14 protein-coding genes are annotated in these 15,238 nt (G+C 58.8%); 10 read left to right on the top strand and 4 right to left on the bottom strand.

Annotated elements, in window-relative coordinates; all coding sequences use genetic code 11:
* Nucleotides 1–10 precede the first annotated feature (10 nt).
* Genes AC097P_RS17110 through AC097P_RS17095 form a run of 4 tightly spaced genes read left to right on the top strand, consistent with a single transcriptional unit; the run spans nucleotide 11 to nucleotide 5,274 of the window.
* A complete protein-coding gene (locus AC097P_RS17110) occupies nucleotides 11–1,432 on the top strand; it encodes an ATP-binding protein (RefSeq protein WP_479611627.1) in 1,422 nt (473 codons plus the stop codon).
* Nucleotides 1,433–1,469: 37 nt separating this feature from the next.
* Nucleotides 1,470–2,954, top strand: a complete 1,485-nt coding sequence (locus AC097P_RS17105; protein ID WP_479611626.1) for an ATP-binding protein — start codon at nucleotides 1,470–1,472, stop codon at nucleotides 2,952–2,954.
* Nucleotides 2,951–4,276: a response regulator c-di-GMP phosphodiesterase, NosR family gene (gene nosR, locus AC097P_RS17100; protein ID WP_479611625.1), complete on the top strand. Its 1,326-nt coding sequence runs from the start codon at nucleotides 2,951–2,953 to the stop codon at nucleotides 4,274–4,276. The genes AC097P_RS17105 and nosR overlap by 4 nt, the downstream gene beginning before the upstream one ends.
* A gap of 11 nt (nucleotides 4,277–4,287) precedes the next feature.
* Nucleotides 4,288–5,274 (top strand): HD-GYP domain-containing protein, encoded by a 987-nt coding sequence (locus tag AC097P_RS17095; protein ID WP_479611624.1) that lies wholly within the window; start codon nucleotides 4,288–4,290, stop codon nucleotides 5,272–5,274.
* Here the strand turns inward: AC097P_RS17095 and AC097P_RS17090 are convergent.
* From AC097P_RS17090 to AC097P_RS17075, 4 genes are all read right to left on the bottom strand, one after another.
* Nucleotides 5,260–6,606, bottom strand: a complete 1,347-nt coding sequence (locus AC097P_RS17090) for an amidohydrolase family protein (protein WP_479611623.1) — start codon at nucleotides 6,604–6,606, stop codon at nucleotides 5,260–5,262. The two genes, AC097P_RS17095 and AC097P_RS17090, sit on opposite strands and share 15 nt — an antisense overlap.
* Nucleotides 6,607–6,690: 84 nt before the next feature.
* Nucleotides 6,691–7,344: a uracil phosphoribosyltransferase gene (gene upp / locus AC097P_RS17085; RefSeq protein WP_479611622.1), complete on the bottom strand. Its 654-nt coding sequence runs from the start codon at nucleotides 7,342–7,344 to the stop codon at nucleotides 6,691–6,693.
* A gap of 94 nt (nucleotides 7,345–7,438) precedes the next feature.
* Nucleotides 7,439–8,668 (bottom strand): acyltransferase family protein, encoded by a 1,230-nt coding sequence (locus AC097P_RS17080; RefSeq protein ID WP_479611621.1) that lies wholly within the window; start codon nucleotides 8,666–8,668, stop codon nucleotides 7,439–7,441.
* Between the two features lie 91 nt (nucleotides 8,669–8,759).
* Nucleotides 8,760–10,328: a helicase HerA-like domain-containing protein gene (locus AC097P_RS17075; protein ID WP_479611620.1), complete on the bottom strand. Its 1,569-nt coding sequence runs from the start codon at nucleotides 10,326–10,328 to the stop codon at nucleotides 8,760–8,762.
* Between the two features lie 57 nt (nucleotides 10,329–10,385).
* On the opposite strand from AC097P_RS17075, the gene AC097P_RS17070 reads away from it, so the two are divergent.
* From AC097P_RS17070 to rlmH, 6 genes are read left to right on the top strand one after another with little or no spacing between them, the layout of a single operon-like run.
* Nucleotides 10,386–11,105, top strand: a complete 720-nt coding sequence (locus tag AC097P_RS17070; RefSeq protein ID WP_479611619.1) for a YebC/PmpR family DNA-binding transcriptional regulator — start codon at nucleotides 10,386–10,388, stop codon at nucleotides 11,103–11,105.
* Between the two features lie 52 nt (nucleotides 11,106–11,157).
* Complete coding sequence (gene purD, locus AC097P_RS17065) at nucleotides 11,158–12,480, top strand: phosphoribosylamine--glycine ligase (protein ID WP_479611618.1); 1,323 nt, start codon at nucleotides 11,158–11,160, stop codon at nucleotides 12,478–12,480.
* Entirely contained in the window at nucleotides 12,477–13,403 is a 927-nt protein-coding gene (hemF, locus tag AC097P_RS17060) for an oxygen-dependent coproporphyrinogen oxidase (RefSeq protein WP_479611617.1), read from the top strand. The genes purD and hemF overlap by 4 nt, the downstream gene beginning before the upstream one ends.
* A 2-nt stretch (nucleotides 13,404–13,405) precedes the next feature.
* A complete protein-coding gene (nadD, locus tag AC097P_RS17055) occupies nucleotides 13,406–14,017 on the top strand; it encodes a nicotinate (nicotinamide) nucleotide adenylyltransferase (RefSeq protein ID WP_479611616.1) in 612 nt (203 codons plus the stop codon).
* Nucleotides 14,017–14,754 carry a ribosome silencing factor gene (gene rsfS / locus AC097P_RS17050; protein ID WP_479611615.1) on the top strand — a complete coding sequence of 246 codons (738 nt, stop codon included), beginning with the start codon at nucleotides 14,017–14,019 and terminating at the stop codon, nucleotides 14,752–14,754. The genes nadD and rsfS overlap by 1 nt, the downstream gene beginning before the upstream one ends.
* Nucleotides 14,755–14,762: 8 nt before the next feature.
* Nucleotides 14,763–15,230, top strand: coding sequence for a 23S rRNA (pseudouridine(1915)-N(3))-methyltransferase RlmH (rlmH, locus tag AC097P_RS17045; RefSeq protein WP_479611614.1), 468 nt, complete (start codon nucleotides 14,763–14,765; stop codon nucleotides 15,228–15,230).
* The last annotated feature ends 8 nt before the right edge of the window (nucleotides 15,231–15,238 follow it).

The raw sequence follows: 15,238 nt of genomic DNA, 5'->3' as shown, positions 1-15,238 counted from the left end.
GGAGCATGAGATGAAGGACATAGGCCAGGCCAATGTTTTTGATGACAACCCGGTCCCGACCTTTGTCATTGATATGGAGCATGTCGTCATCCACCTCAACAAAGCCTGTGCAAATATCTTAGGAATATCTGCAAATCATGTTCTTGGAAAAAAGGGAGTAGGCAAGTTCTTTTATGGCAGAGAGCGCCCAGTGATGGCCGACTTGATTGTCGACGGCGCTATCAAAGAAATCATAGACGATCTTTACCAAAGCAGCTACCGTAGTTCTCTCTCGGTACCAGATGCCTACGAGGCAGAGGGTTTTTTCCCAGAGTTAGGGGCCGGTGGTCGGTGGCTATTTTTTACCGCTGCGCCGTTGCGCAACCCCGCGGGCGAAATCGTAGGCGCCATCGAAACCCTGCAAGACATTACTGAACGGAAAGTTGTTGACGATGCTTTGCTCAAGGCCCAACTGGAAGTGGAGCAGATAGTTGAGCAGCGTACGGCGGAGTTGGCTGATGCGAACCAAACCTTGCGAGACGATGTAACGCGGCGCGAGCTTGCAGAGCAGGAGTTGACCCGTAGAAATACAGAACTCAATGCACTTAACGCAAAGTTGTCCCTGGCCCAGGAAAGTTTGATTCAGTCGGAGAAGATGGCATCCATAGGCCAGTTAGCGGCCGGCGTTGCGCATGAAATCAATAACCCTATTGGCTATATTTTTTCTAACTTTGGGACCTTGGAGAAGTACCTGACCGACCTTTTCCAAATGCTCGGTGCATACGAAAAAGCTGAATCATGCTGTTCAGACCCGAACACTGTTTCGGGCATAGTGGCATTAAAAGCCAGCATCGAGTTGGAGTTTCTCAAAGAAGACATTCCGACTTTGATGAGCGAGTCCAAAGAGGGCATTGTGCGGGTGCGAAAAATTGTGCAAGACCTGAAGGATTTTTCTCACGTCGATGCGACTACCGATTGGCAATTTACCAATCTGAACCAAGGTATTGACTCCACGCTCAATGTGGTTAACAGCGAGATTCGATACAAGGCAGACGTGGTGAAAGACTACGCCGAGCTGCCGCTGGTGCAATGCATGTCTTCCCAAATTAACCAGGTAGTTATGAATCTGGTTGTTAATGCGGCCCACGCCATTGGCAGTGAACGGGGGAAAATTACGATCAGAACAGGCATAGAGGGCAATACCGCCTGGTTCTCAGTAACGGACACGGGTGCCGGAATTCCGAAGGACGTTTTACCGCGTATTTTTGATCCGTTTTACACCACCAAGCCGATTGGCAAGGGTACGGGTTTGGGATTGTCACTCTCCTATGGAATTATCCAAAAGCACCACGGCAACATCGATGTGCAAACCGAGATAGGCCAAGGCACCACGTTCCGCGTCTCGCTGCCCATTACCCAACCGATCGTCGTTCCTACTGGGGCCCCGGCCTAAGCCGGTCGTCCGCCCAAAACGCAACTAAATAACGCCCGTGATTTCCATTGAATCAGACCAAAACGTGCAGTTCTCGGACGAGCTGAGTCTGCCGAGTACCCCATTGCAGGGCTCGTGGTGTGTTTTGTTGGTCGATGACGATGACTCTGTTCACACCGCCACGAAGCTTGCCCTGCACGGGTTTGAGTTTCAGCAGAAGTCTCTTGAGTTGGTGATTGCCCATTCAGGCGCACAGGGACGGAAAATTTTTGACTCGCGCGATGATATTGCCCTAGCCATTGTGGACGTGGTCATGGAGACAGAATACGCTGGGCTTGAGTTGGTCCACCATGTTCGCAACACTTTGCGCAACCACCATACGCGGCTTGTCCTGCGGACTGGCCAGGCTGGGCAGGCCCCAGAAGACAACGTCATCCGTGAATATGAGATTGATGATTACAAGGAAAAGTCTGAAATGACGAGGGGTAAGCTGCACACCTTGCTGTACAGCAAGCTGCGCGCTTATCAGGCCTTATGCCTTTTGGACGAACAGCGCAGTGGTCTGGAGCGGGTGGTCGAACAGCGCACTGCACAGCTAGCGCATGCCAACCAGACCTTGCGAGACGACGTGACGCGGCGGGAATTGGCAGAGCAGGAGCTGATGCGAAGAAACGCAGAGCTCAACACCCTCAATGCCAAGCTGTCGGTGGCCCAGGAAAGTCTGATCCAGTCTGAAAAGATGGCCTCTATCGGTCAGTTGGCTGCCGGCGTCGCCCACGAAATCAATAATCCGATTGGTTACATATTCTCTAATTTCGGAACGTTAGAGGCCTACCTAGCCAATCTGTTCCGGATGCTTTGCGCGTATGAGAAGGCGGAGGCCGGTTGCGCAGATCCGGGTATGGCGTCCGAGATAGCGGCGTTGAAGCAAGCGATAGAGTTGGAGTTCCTGAAGGAAGACATTCCTGCTTTGATGAGTGAGTCAAAAGAAGGCATTGTTCGTGTGCGCAAAATCGTCCAGGACTTAAAAGACTTTTCGCATGTGGATTCGACAAGCGATTGGCAATTTTTCAATCTGAACGACTCCATTGATTCGACACTGAACGTTGTCAACAGTGAGATTAAGTACAAAGCAGATGTGGTGAAAGTCTATGGCGAACTGCCTTTGGTGCAATGCATGGCGTCACAAATAAACCAGGTAGTGTTGAACCTGGTAGTCAATGCAACACACGCAATTGGTGACGAGCGGGGCAAGATCACCATTCGAACTGGTGTGGTGGACGGCAACGCATGGTTTTCCGTGTCCGACACGGGGTCAGGCATTCCCAAGGATGTATTGCCCCGCATCTTTGATCCGTTTTACACAACCAAGCCTATCGGCAAAGGTACGGGTTTGGGGCTGTCACTGTCATACGGCATTATTCAAAAACACCTCGGCTCTATTGACGTGGAAACGGAAGTTGGAAAAGGAACAACATTTCGTGTCACCATGCCTCTGCGTCAACCGAGCAGTGAACAACCAGCACCTGTAGGGTCACAATGAATCCTGAACAGCCGACTCCGATGCCCACGATTACTGTGGCGCCCACTATTTTGTGTGTCGATGATGAGCCCAACATTCTGTCTGCTCTGCGGCGGCTCTTTCGCAGTGAAGGTTTCCAGGTAAAAACGGCGCTAGGCGGTGCCGCTGGGCTGGAACTTTTGCAGAAGGAGCCAGTGGATCTAGTCATCTCTGATATGCGCATGCCCGAAATGGATGGCGCTGAGTTTCTGCATAAAGTACGTGAGCGCATGCCCGACACCGTTCGTTTACTGCTCACGGGCTATTCAGATGTGACGTCCATCATTGGCGCCATCAACCGCGGCGAGATTTACCGCTACATTACAAAACCCTGGGATGACCACGATATCGTGTTGATCGTGCGCCAGGCCCTGGAGCGCAAGGCGTTGGACCAGGAAAGAAAGCGACTCGAAAAGCTGACGGTAGATCAGAACGAAGAACTTAAATCCCTGAATGCCAGTTTGGAGAGCAAGGTAGAGGCACGCACTGCTGAGATAACTGTCGCGAACGAAAAACTCAAAACCAATTTCGTAACGTCGATAAAAATATTCTCTACCCTGATAGAAATGCGTGGTGGCAATCTTTCGGGACATTCCCGCCGCGTGGCGGACCTCTCTAGAAAAATTGCACACACAATGAAGCTGGAGGGCAAGCTGGTCCAGGAGATATTCATTGCCGGCCTGCTACACGAGATTGGCAAGGTTGGCTTTGCTGACGAGTTGCTTAAAACACCCGTCGCGATGATGACGCCGGTGCAGTTGGATGCCTACCGCAACCACATTGTGCAAGCTGAACAGTTGCTCATGCCACTGCCGGATTTGAAGGGCCAGATAGAAATTATCTGTGCGCAATTTGAGCGTTTCGACGGGTCTGGATTCCCCGAAAAAATATCAGGTAACAACATCCCCATAGGAGCACGAATACTGGCTGTGGCGAGTGACTTTGACAGCATGCAAATTGGCACGTTGACCCAGCGCAAACTCACCCCGGAAGATGCAAAAATCATCATCGTTCATGGCAGTGGCAAGCGTTACGACCCACAGGTAGTCGCCGCGTTTGTGGAGTTGTTGGGTGGCGGTGCCCGGGAAGAGGCAGAGACCGCGCGTATGCAAGAGAGAGCTGTGCCGGCCAACGAGCTGGAGGCAGGGATGGTCCTCTCTCGTGACTTGGTGACTCCCAGCGGCATGCTGATGTTGTCGACCAACCATGTTTTGGATGGGCGGCTAATCAGCAAAATACTTCATTTCCAGAAATCCAGCGGGGTGGAGTTCACTGCATACATCCAAGTACCGCGGAAGCCTTGAACGGGGGCGATATGCACGAAAACCCGGAGATCCAGACAGCGGCCGCTACCGCCGTTGAGCAAGAACCGGCCGGAAAGCCTTTGCCCGTGCCCCAGGCCTTGGATGCCTGGGATCAAATGATGGCGCGCGCGCATCGCTTGTTGCGGGAGCAGACTATCGATGCCGACTGGATTACGCGCCTGACGGAGCTGACGTTGAACATGCGCCAGTTAGCGGCGCTCGACCCCGATTTGGCTTTGTATGTGTTGATCGAGGCCAATGGAAACAATGTTGATCACTATAGCTCCCAGCATGGGATGACCTGTATGGTGATAGCGGAACTGGCCGCAGAGTGGATGGAGTGGTCTTCTGAGGAACGGCGGGCGTTAGCCATGGCTGCGCTAAGTATGAACCTGAGCATCACGGGGTTGCAAGATTCCCTAGCCAAACAAAGCGGTTCGTTGTCGGACGACCAGAGGGCAAGGGTGGCATCACACGCAGCGGCCAGTGCGGATATGCTGGTTGCGGCGGGTGTTGATGATAGATTGTGGCTGCATGTAGTGCGGACCCACCACATGGTCGCAACGGCAGAGGAGATACAAGGAACCGACACAGCGTCCCGCCTCGCCGAGCTGTTGCGTCGGGTAGACATTTACACAGCCAAGTTGAGTCGACGCGGTTCTCGGCAATCGGTTACGCCTGCGATGGCCGCCCGAGATGCGTGTTTGGATGCCAGCGGCAACCCAGACAGTATCGGCGCAACCTTATTGCGGGTTGTTGGACTGTATCCGCCGGGTACGTTCGTGGAGTTGGCGAATGGTGAATCTGCCGTGGTCATCGTGCGCGGCGCAAAAGCCCACGCTCCCATCGTGGCCAGCATGCGACGCAAAGATGGTGGCCTGCTGATGCAGCCCGTGCGGCGAGACACCCTGCGAGCAGGCTTCGCGGTGAAGCGGGGCATGGAGCCCAGTAGCATTCGTGTGTTGCTTAACCACCGGCGAATCCTAGCCTGCGCTTAGATCATGTAGCTGCCCGAGTGTGCGGCTAGAAGCCGGAATATGGATGTCTGTCGACTGACTCGAATGCATCAGTGAAGTCATATGTGGCCGCCCTGGCAGTTCCAGCGTTGCTGTGGCAGCCGGCGTCTGTGCCACCCGCTTCCCCCGCCGGAACACCTGCAGTCGTGTCGATCGTAGCCGTATCGCCTCAATCGGGTCCTGCGCCTGCAGCAGCACAAAGTCGGCATTGCAACCCTTCTCAATCCCATACCCTTCCAGATGCAGGATCTTCGCCGGGCTGGTAGTCACGGCCTCAAAGCACTGGCGCATGGCAGCCTGGCTGGTCATCTGCGCCACGTGCAGGCCCATGCTGGCTACTTCCAGCATGTCGGCGCTGCCCAGCGAATACCAGGGGTCCATCACGCAGTCGTGGCCGAAGGCGACGGTCACGCCGTGGGCCAGCAGCTCGGGCACGCGGGTCATGCCGCGGCGCTTGGGGTAGCTGTCGTGGCGGCCCTGCAGCGTGATGTTGATCAGCGGGTTGCTGATGATGCTGACGCCGGCCTCGGCAATCAGCGGCAGCAGCTTGCTGACGTAGTAGTTGTCCATGCTGTGCATGGACGTGCAGTGGGAGCCGGTAACGCGGCCGTGCAGGCCCAGGCGTTGGGTTTCGAATGCCAGCGTTTCGATGTGGCGCGACAGCGGGTCGTCGGACTCGTCGCAGTGCATGTCCACCAGCTTGCCCTGGGCGGCGGCCAGTTCGCACAGCAGCTTCACACTGAGCGCGCCATCAGCCATGGTCCGCTCAAAGTGGGGGATGCCGCCAACCACGTCCACACCCATGGCCAGCGCGCGCTGCAGCTTGTCCATGGCTTGCGGGTCGCGCAGCACGCCGTCTTGCGGGAAAGCGACCAGTTGCAGGTCCAGATACGGCGCGACGCGGCGTTTGACTTCCAGTAGCGCCTCCACCGCCAGCAGGCGCGGGTCGCAGATGTCCACGTGGCTGCGAATGGCCAGCAGGCCCTTTGCCACGGCCCAGTCGCAGTAGGCGAGGGCGCGCTCGACCAGCGCATCCTGGGTCAAATGGGGTTTGAGTTCGCCCCACAGCGCAATGCCTTCCAGCAGCGTGCCGCTGGCGTTGACGCGCGGCAGGCCGTAACTCAGTGTGGCGTCCATGTGGAAGTGGGCGTCCACGAAAGGCGGGCTTAGCAGCAGGCCCTGGGCATCAACAGTCTCAACTGCCGGTGCCTGCAGGCCGGGTGCCACGTCGGTGATGCGGCCGTTTTGCACGGCCACCGACATATTGGTGCGGCCGTCGGGCAGGGTGGCGTTGTGGATAAGAAGGTCCAGCATGGCGAGGCTCCGTAAAACCGCTATCAAAAAAGTAGCTGCTTACGCGCGTTCCACGCGGGCTAGCGGCCGATTTGGCTTAAATGCTCACTGGGTGCCAAAAATCCGGTCTCCCGCATCGCCCAGCCCCGGCAGGATGTAGCCGTGGTCGTTCAGCTCGCGGTCGATGGCGGCGGTGTAGATCTCGACGTCGGGATGCTCTTTGTACAGCGTGTTGATGCCCTCGGGGCAGGTCAGCAGGCACAAAAACTTGATGGACTTGGGTTTGCAGACCTTCAGGCGGGTGATGCACGCCGCCGCCGAATTGCCGGTGGCCAGCATGGGGTCCACGATGATGATGTCGCGCTCTTCCATGGCCTTGGGCATCTTGAAGTAGTACTCCACCGGTTGCAGCGTGGCCGGGTCGCGGTACAAGCCGATGTGGCCGACGCGCGCGCCGGGCACCACGGACAACACCCCGTCCAAAATGCCGTTGCCGGCGCGCAGTATCGAAACAAATACCAGCTTCTTGCCGTCGATGACCTTGGCCGTCATCTTCTCGAGCGGGGTTTCGATCTCGATGTCTTGCGTGGCCATGTCACGTGTCACTTCATAAGCCATCAGGCTGGACAGTTCGTTCAGCAGACGGCGAAAGCTGTTGGTGCTGGCCTCTTTGTTGCGCATTAGGCTCAGCTTGTGTTGCACCAAGGGGTGGTCAATCAGGTGAACTTTAGCGCGGGCTTCGGGAGAGATAGGGATCATGGCTGTCAAACTGAGATAGTTGAAATGTATTGAGTTTAGGCTTTCGAAACTCTAACGCAATTGCGCAAGCCCAGTTAGACCCGCCTATCGCGGATCAGCAGATGGCCGGCACCGCGACACGACGGCCGGGCCACCACGTGAAGGGATAGCGCCGGCCATTCAGCAGTTGGCCCAGGAGTGTCGAGCGCACGAACAGGTGGTAAGTCAAAAGCGTGAACGCGGTGCAAGCGGCAATATTGATAGCCATTTTTGCCAGCGCCGGAAGCGGCACCTTATATAACAGCGCCCCAAACGCAACAGTGGCGGGAAAGTGCACCAGGTATACCCAGTATGAGCTTTGTGCCAAATAGTCCATCCCGGCATGCCGCTGCCCAAAACAACGCAAAAACAGTCCGATCAGCGCAAAGCTCCACAGCCATGTGCAACAGTTGTACGCGAGGGAAAACCAGAACGGAAAATTGGGAACGGTTGCCAAGTGCTCGCGTTGCCGTCCAAGCAGGACGCAGACAAGGGCAAAGAACACCAGCCCTGCCGCCGCGTAGGCTGAGCAGCGCCTTTGATACAACGCCAGCAGCCGGGCACGGTGCACAAACAGAGCCAACCCAAACACAAAGAACACCCCATGGTGTAGCCATTCGGCCAGTGGGGGGATGAAGGCGCCACTGACCACGAGGATGCCGTTCTTATAGTAGCTGCCGACAACGGCCGGCAGCAGTGCCAACACTGCGAAACCCCAGGCACTGCCGGCTAGCCGCTCAAATGCCCGTGACAAAACGGCTCGTACAGGTTCCGAGGCCATTCTGGCCAACGGTGTCAACGCGGCAGCCAGTACGCTGAGCCATAACAGCATCCACAGAAACCACAGATGCATCGTGTTCCACTTCGGCATGTCTTCGCGTGGGGGAATTAGGCTTACGTCAACGCCCCAGGTGCCGCGCACCATGCGGTGCACAAACAGCAGGGCCAGCACCCCGCAGGTGATAAACAGCACTGGCCAAAGCAGCACAAACGGCAGCCCAAGGCGCAGCAACCGATTTTTGATCATGCCAGTCGCTCCCCGGTTCTGCACCAGCAGGGCAACGAAGAAGCCTGCAAGAATGAAAAACAAGGGCATGCGGAAATTGTGGATCACCAGTAACAAAAAGTCAGCGAGGCCAGTGGTTTGGATATCGTGCCAGGGAATTGGCAGCGGAACCACCACATAGATAACCGCGACGTGCAGCACGATGCCTAGCCACATCATGACGGCGCGAAGGTTGTCCAACGCATGCAGACGTTCGCCACTATTGGTGGGCTCGGTTAGGGGCGTGATTGTTTCTTTCATGCGGCGTACTGTGGGCCCTCACGTAGGGTTAGGGTCAATCGTTTCATAAAAACCGCGGCATGCAATCGCTGTTGGAAGCCTTTCCGGGCAACTAGCGTTTAGACCCGCCAAAAATGCCACCCAGCACGCCACGGATGATTTGGCGCCCCACCTCGCGGCCGATGGAACTGGCAGCGCTGCGGGCCAGTTGCTCGCCGACGCTGGTGCGCGTACGGCGGGTGCCGCCGCCCAGCATGTCGCCGATGCTGTCGAAAATGCTCTTTTCTGGCGCAGCGGGTGTGCCAGATACAGGAGTGCCCGTCGACGCGTTTGGAGCGGGCGAGGGTACGCCGTTTGGCGCGGGCGCAACCGTGCCAGCCGGTTGGCGCGCCTGGGTGCGCCCCTTGATCGCCTCAAACGCCGAATCTCGGTCCACCGCCTTCTCATAAACCCCAGCTACCAGCGATTCGGCCAATAGAGTCTTGCGTTGCTCGGCGGTGATGGGCCCGATCTGGCTGCACGGCGGCAGCACAAACACGCGTTCGGTCACGCTTGGCCGGCCCTTGTCGTCCAAAAAGCTCACCAACGCCTCGCCCACGGCCAGCTCGGTGATGGCCGTGCCAATGTCTAGCCCTGGGTTGGCGCGCATGGTGTCTGCCGCCGATTTGACGGCCTTTTGGTCGCGCGGCGTGAAGGCGCGCAGCGCGTGCTGCACGCGGTTGCCCAACTGGGCCAGCACGGTGTCGGGAATGTCTAGCGGGTTTTGGGTGACGAAATACACGCCAACGCCCTTGCTCCGCACCAGGCGTACCACCAGTTCGATGCGTTCCAGCAGCACCTTGGGGGCGTCGTTGAACAGCAAATGGGCTTCGTCGAAGAAGAACACCATCTTGGGCTTGTCCAGGTCGCCGACCTCGGGCAGGGTTTCGAACAGTTCGCTCAGCATCCACAGCAAAAAGGTGGCGTACAGGCGGGGCGCGTTCATCAGCTTGTCGGCAGCCAGGATGTTGACCATGCCCTGGCCCTTGGCGTCCGTCTGCATGAAGTCGGCAATATTGAGCATGGGCTCGCCAAAGAACTTTTCGCCGCCTTGGGCTTCGATCTGCATCAGCCCACGCTGGATGGCGCCAATGCTGGCAGCGCTGATGTTGCCGTATTCGGTGGTGTACTGGCTGGCGTTGTCGCCCACGTCCTGGCACATGGCGCGCAAGTCTTTCATGTCCAAAAGCAGCAGGCCGGCGTCGTCGGCGATCTTGAACACCAGCTGCAGCACGCCGGCCTGGGTTTCGTTCAGGTTCAGCATGCGGGCCAGCAGCAAGGGGCCCAGGTCGCTGACGGTGGCGCGCACCGGATGGCCCTGTTCGCCAAACACGTCCCACAGCGTGGTGGGGAAGGCTTGGTAGGCGGGGTCTGGCAGGCCACGCTCTTTGATGATCTGGCTTAGCTTGGGGCTGGGGCTACCAGCCTGTGAGATGCCAGTCAGGTCGCCCTTGATGTCGGCCATGAACACCGGCACGCCCAGGCGTGAGAAGCCTTCCGCCATGGTTTGCAGCGTGATGGTTTTGCCGGTGCCGGTGGCGCCGGTGATCAGGCCGTGGCGGTTGGCTTTGTTCGGTAGCAGACAGCACTGCGTGTCGCCATGCTGTGCAATCAGGATGCTGGTGGTGTCTGGAGCGGCCATGGGATTCTCAAAAAGTACAATTCAAACTGTAGCGTAACGATTTTTCTAAGGATTCACGTGGCAGGACACAGCAAATGGGCCAATATTCAGCACCGCAAGGGTCGCCAGGATGAGAAGCGTCAGCGCGTCTGGACCCGGGTGATGCGTGAAATCATGGTCGCGGCGCGCATGGGCGGGGGCGATCTGGGCAGCAATCCACGGCTGCGCCTGGCAGTGGAAAAAGGCAAAGCCGCCAATATGCCGGCCGAGAACGTGAAATACGGTATTGCCAAGGCCACTGGCACGCTGGAAGGCATTGTTTACGAAGAAATTCGGTATGAGGGCTACGGCATCGGTGGCGCCGCCATCATTGTGGACACGATGACGGACAACAAGGTGCGCACTGTGGCCGAAGTGCGCCATGCGTTTAGCAAGCACGGCGGCAATATGGGCACTGAGGGGTCGGTGGTGTTCCAGTTCAAACATTGCGGGCAACTGATTTTTGCCCCCGGCACCAGCGAAGACAAGATCATGGAAGTGGCGTTGGAGGCTGGTGCCGAAGACGTCATCACCGGGGACGATGGTGCGATCGAGGTTTTGACGGCCTATGCCGACTACGAGGCTGTCAAGCAGGCGCTGGAAGCTGCGGGCCTGGTGGCCGAGATTTCGGGCGTCACGATGCGTGCCGAAAACACGATCGAATTGAGTGGAGACGACGCCGCACGTATGCAAAAGCTGCTGGATGTGCTGGAAGACCTGGACGACACGCAAGAGATTTACCACAACGCTGCGATATGACGAACTACAACAACACTTGCAACAACCGCCAATTGGCGCGTCGGAGTCCTACATGAATGTTCTGGTGATCGGGGGAGGCGGCCGCGAGCACGCCATGGCCTGGAAGTTGGCAGAGTCCGACAAGGTCCAAATGGTGTACGTGGCGCCAGGCAACGGCGGAACCGCGCTGGACAGCCGGCTGAAAAACGTGCCCATCACCGATGTGGTGGCGCTGCGTGAATGGGCACAAGAGAACAAGATTGGGTTGACCGTGGTAGGCCCCGAAGGTCCGCTGGCAGCCGGCGTCGTGGATGAATTTCGCGCCCACGGCCTGCGCATTTTTGGCCCGACCAAGGCGGCCGCGCAGCTGGAAAGCTCCAAGGCTTTTTCCAAGGCCTTCATGCAGCGGCACAACATTCCGACCGCAGCTTACGAAGCGTTTACAGATCCCAAAGCAGCCCACGCCTACGTGGACCGCATGGGTGCGCCCATCGTCGTCAAGGCCGATGGCCTGGCCGCTGGCAAGGGCGTGGTGGTAGCGATGACGCTGATTGAGGCCCACGACGCGATCGACTTCATGCTGCTGGACAACAAGTTGGGCGTGGTGCACAACGCGGGCGAGGGTGGTCATGCCGTGCCGCGTGTGGTCATCGAAGAGTTTCTGGAAGGTGAAGAAGCCAGCTTCATGGTGCTGTGCGATGGCAAGGACGTGGTCGCATTGGCTACCAGCCAGGACCACAAGCGCCTGCTGGACGACGACCAGGGCCCCAACACGGGTGGCATGGGTGCCTATTCGCCGGCACCGGTGGTTACGCCCCAGGTGCACGCCCGCGCGATGCGCGAGATCATCCTGCCCACACTGAAGGGCATGGAGCAGGACGGTATTCCGTACACCGGCTTTCTGTACGCCGGTTTGATGATCGACCCCCAGGGTCATGTCAAGACGCTGGAGTTCAATTGCCGCATGGGCGACCCGGAGACCCAGCCCATCCTGATGCGCCTCAAGACTGACTTCGTCGACGTGCTGCTGGCCGCTACCGAACACGGTGGTCTGGAAAACATGGAGCTGGAGTGGGACCGCCGCACGGCGCTGGGCGTAGTGCTTGCCGCTTTTGGCTACCCCAGCACACCGCGCAAGGGCGACGCCATCCACGGGCTGCCCGCCGCGCAGGAAACCTGCATGGTCTTCCACGCCGGTACCGAGGCGCGCGATGGCGCCACGGTGACCAGCGGTGGCCGCGTGCTGTGCGTGACCGCGCTGGCGGAGAACGCCAAGGCGGCCCGCCAGGTGGCCTACGAGGCGATTCCAGGCATCCGATTTGACGGCATGCAATACCGCCACGACATCGGCCACCGCGCCATCAAACCCGGCGGGGACGCCAAGGCCGGCCGATGAGTGACGTGCGGGTGGCGCAAGTGCGCGCCTATCTGCAGGCCCTGCAACAGCGCATCACCGTTGCCGTTGCGGACATGGACGGCGGCACGCAGGCCTTTGTGTCGGACACCTGGGAAAAGGCACCGGGCGAACCGCTGCAGGGAAATGGCATCACCCGCATTCTGGAGGGCGGCGCCGTGTTTGAGCGGGCAGGTTGCGGTTTCTCGCATGTGCGTGGCCCCAAGCTGCCACCATCTGCCACGCAACACCGGCCCGAGTTGGCCGGTGCGCCGTTTGAGGCCATGGGCGTGTCATTGGTCTTCCACCCGCGCAACCCCTATGTGCCCACCGTGCACATGAATGTGCGCATGATCTCGGCAGGCCACCCCGGGCAGGAGGCGGTTTGCTGGTTTGGCGGCGGCATGGACCTGACGCCCTTCTATGGTTTTGACGAAGACGCGCGCCACTTCCATACGACGTGCCGCGATGCCGTGCTGCCCTTTGGCGCCGACAAATACCCTCACTTCAAAAAGTGGTGCGACGAATACTTTTACCTGAAACACCGCGACGAGCAGCGCGGCATTGGCGGCATCTTTTATGATGACTTTGCCGAGGGCGGTTTTGACAATGGCTTTGCGCTGATGCAAGCCGTGGGTGATGCCTTTCTGAAGGCCTACATGCCCATCGTTGAAAAACGCAAGGACACTGCCTACGGCGAGAGAGAACGCAATTTCCAGCTCTACCGCCGTGGCCGGTATGTGGAATTCAACCTGGTTTGGGATCGGGGTACGCACTTTGGCTTGCAATCCGGTGGCCGTACCGAGTCCATCCTGTTGTCGATGCCACCCCTGGCCAGTTGGGCCTACCAGGCCGTGCCCGAAGCCGGCACGCCCGAGGCGGCGCTGTACACGCAATTCTTGCCCCGGCGAGACTGGGTCGTCTGAGCGTGGCAGCAGCTTTGCCGCGGCGCATCGGCATCTTCGGCGGTGCCTTTGATCCACCCCACATCGCCCACGTGGCCCTGGCCCGCGCGGCCATTGCACAGTTGCGGCTCGATGTGTTGTTGGTCATCCCCACGGGTGAGGCCTGGCACAAGAGCCGCCCGCTAACCCCTGCGGTGCACCGCCTGGAAATGGCCCATCTGGCCTTTGCCGAGCTGGACTGTGTGTTGGTCGACCCGCGCGAAACGCAGCGCACCGGCCCCAGCTACACCGTCGACACCTTGCTGGAATTGCACGCCGAACATCCGGGGGCCCAGTTCTTTCTGGTGCTGGGCGAAGACCAGGCCCAGGCGCTGGGTTCGTGGCACCGAATTGGCGAGATATCTGAACTAGCTACAATATGTGTAGCTGACCGCGCCGATTCCACGAGGGCTCTAGGCACATCTGATGCATTGCCTGCCCGGATTTCAGGCTTGCGACAGCTGGAAATGCCTCCCATGGAGGTCAGCGCCACCGAAATCCGCCAGCGTTTGGCCCACGGCCAGCCTGCCGTCCCACTGGTTTTTGATCCCGTTGCGCGTTATATTGCCCAACACCACCTTTACCGAATTGCCTGATGACTACACCTACCGTTGCCAAAAAAGACATTACCAAGCTCCAACGCGCCATCGTCGATGGCCTTGAAGACGTCAAAGCCCAGGACATCCAGGTGTTTGACACGGAGCATTTGTCCGCATTGTTCGAGCGGGTTGTCGTGGCATCCGGTACCTCCAACCGCCAAACCAAGGCCCTGGCCGCCAGCGTGCGCGATGCCGTGCGCGAAGCTGGGTTTCCCAAGCCGCGCATTGAGGGTGAAGAAAACGGTGAATGGATCATCGTGGACTGCGGGCAGGCCGTGGTGCACGTCATGCAGCCCACCTTCCGCCAGTATTACAACCTCGAAGAGTTGTGGGGCGAAAAGCCGGTACGCCTGAAACTGGGTGCCGCCAAGCCTGCAACGGCCGAAAGCGCCAAGCCAGCGGCCAAGGCTGCTCCGAAGGCTGAGCCTACAACGCTGAAGCGCTCCAATGCCGCCAAAAAGGGTGTGGCCGAGGCCTTCCCCTCCAAGGCGCAGTTGAAGAAGGATGCCGACAAGGCCGCCAAGGCCAAGGCACCGGCCCGTAAAACGGCAGGCCCCAAATCTGACGCAGCCGGCGCAGTTGCCCCCGCCAAGAAAGCGGCTGCCAAAAAGGTGCCGATTTCTGCCAAGCGCACCGTGGTCGGCAAGCCTGCCGCCAAGCCAGCGGCTAAGTCAGCAGCAAAGCCTGCGGCCAAGAAGGTCGCCGCCAAGAAGACCGCTCCCCGCAAAGCCTGATTCCCGCCATGCGGCTGGCTATCGTCGCCGTGGGACAGCGGGTGCCCGACTGGGCGCAAACGGCGTGGGACGATTACGCCAAACGCTTTCCCCACGAGCTCAAGGTTGAACTCAAGGCCGTCAAGACCGAGCCGCGTGGCTCCAAGACACTGGAAACCCTTTACGCCGCCGAACGCGCCCGCATTGAAGCCGCCATTCCCAAGGGCGCGCGCATCGTCGCGCTGGACGAGCGGGGCACGACCGTCACCACCTTGGCCTTGGCTGCCAAGCTCAAGGAATGGCAACTGGGTGGCACCGATGTGGCCCTGGTCATCGGAGGCCCTGACGGGCTGGACCCGGCATTTCGCCAGGCGGCGCACGAGCGCATCCGCCTCTCCGATTTGACGCTGCCCCATGCGATGGTGCGGGTGCTGTTGATCGAGCAGCTCTACCGCGCCTGGTCCGTCAACGCCAACCATCCGTACCACAGGGAATAACCATTAAA

This window comes from Rhodoferax sp. ZS1R8 (assembly GCF_056521325.1).
The sequence above is the reverse complement of the archived record's forward strand: the minus strand, read 5'-3'. Positions and strand labels throughout refer to the sequence as shown.

Coding starts and splice junctions, on each gene's coding strand:
- purD (WP_479611618.1), top strand. CDS start 11,158: ATGAATGTTCTGGTGATCGGGGGAGGCGGCCGCGAGCACGCCATGGCC.
- AC097P_RS17110 (WP_479611627.1), top strand. CDS start 11: ATGAAGGACATAGGCCAGGCCAATGTTTTTGATGACAACCCGGTCCCG.
- rsfS (WP_479611615.1), top strand. CDS start 14,017: ATGACTACACCTACCGTTGCCAAAAAAGACATTACCAAGCTCCAACGC.
- AC097P_RS17090 (WP_479611623.1), bottom strand. CDS start 6,606: ATGCTGGACCTTCTTATCCACAACGCCACCCTGCCCGACGGCCGCACC.
- AC097P_RS17095 (WP_479611624.1), top strand. CDS start 4,288: ATGCACGAAAACCCGGAGATCCAGACAGCGGCCGCTACCGCCGTTGAG.
- nosR (WP_479611625.1), top strand. CDS start 2,951: ATGAATCCTGAACAGCCGACTCCGATGCCCACGATTACTGTGGCGCCC.
- AC097P_RS17075 (WP_479611620.1), bottom strand. CDS start 10,328: ATGGCCGCTCCAGACACCACCAGCATCCTGATTGCACAGCATGGCGAC.
- upp (WP_479611622.1), bottom strand. CDS start 7,344: ATGATCCCTATCTCTCCCGAAGCCCGCGCTAAAGTTCACCTGATTGAC.
- rlmH (WP_479611614.1), top strand. CDS start 14,763: ATGCGGCTGGCTATCGTCGCCGTGGGACAGCGGGTGCCCGACTGGGCG.
- AC097P_RS17080 (WP_479611621.1), bottom strand. CDS start 8,668: ATGAAAGAAACAATCACGCCCCTAACCGAGCCCACCAATAGTGGCGAA.
- hemF (WP_479611617.1), top strand. CDS start 12,477: ATGAGTGACGTGCGGGTGGCGCAAGTGCGCGCCTATCTGCAGGCCCTG.